This is a genomic window from Rhodococcus sp. R1101 (assembly GCF_000278445.1).
GTDB classification, from domain to species: Bacteria; Actinomycetota; Actinomycetes; order Mycobacteriales; family Mycobacteriaceae; genus Rhodococcus; species Rhodococcus gordoniae.
In genome coordinates this window covers 1-973 of record NZ_AJVB01000805.1, presented here as the reverse complement: position 1 = coordinate 973, position 973 = coordinate 1, and the positions used below count along the sequence as shown (strand labels likewise).

1 protein-coding gene is annotated in these 973 nt (G+C 75.8%); it reads left to right on the top strand.

Annotated elements, in window-relative coordinates; translation table 11 throughout:
- The coding region (locus R1101_RS28690; RefSeq protein WP_016935745.1) for an Hsp70 family protein at nt 1-973 on the top strand (973 nt) is incomplete at both ends.

Sequence of the window (973 nt, the reverse complement as noted above, 5' to 3'; positions counted from 1 at the left end):
GTCACGACCTATCTGCTGGGAACCCTCGGCGAGGACGCTGCCGGTCTCGACCCGTTCGATTCCGTGACCGTCACGGCACTGGCGGACTTCCGTGCCCGGTGCCGTACGGCGAAGGAGGCCCTGTCCAGCGACACCGAGACGGTGGTGCCGCTCGCGCTGCCCGGCCTGCACCGCGATCTGCGTCTGGTGCGCAGTGAGTTCGAGGAATTCGCCCGGGAGCCGCTCGAGGCGTCGCTCGCCGTGGTGCACGATGCGATCCGCGGGGCCGGCCTCGACCCCTCGGACATCGGGCGCGTACTCCTGACCGGCGGCGGCTCGTCCACCCCGCTCGTCGCCGAACTGATCTCGTCGCAGCTGGGTCTGCCGATCGTCTCGTCGCCGCGACCCGCCTGCACCGCAGCCCACGGGGCGGCGCTCGCAGCCGCCGCGGCCGGTGCCGCGACTGCCGTTGTTCCGGCGCCTCCTGCGCCCACCACCGACGACGAACCCGAGACGGTGGCACTGCCGGTGGTGGCTGCCGCCGAGACTTCGCAGGTCGCCGCCGCACACCGGCCGGCGGTCGTCGATGCCGCGACCGGTGCGCCCGCCCGCACCCGTGCCCGCTCCCTCGCCCTGGTGGGCGCCGCCGTCGCGGCCGTCGTCGTCCTGGCCGGGGGCGGACTCGCGATCGGCACCCTGTCGTCGGAGGCCGAGACCACCGGCTCGGACACGCGCCCGTCGAGCGAAGCCGTCGCCGGGAATCCGACCACCGAGACGACGACCGGTTCGGCCGTCCCCGGCACGACCGGCACGCCGGCGACCGACGCGGGATCGGTCGTCCCGATCCGGGTGCAGGGACCGGACGGTTCCGTGACCGTTGTCCCGGCCGCCGCGACGCCCGCTGCCGGCGCCGCATCCACCGGGGCCGTGCCCGCACCGGGTCCGGCCGCCCCCGCCCCGGCGGCACCCGGGGGGACCCCGCAGGTTTCCCAGC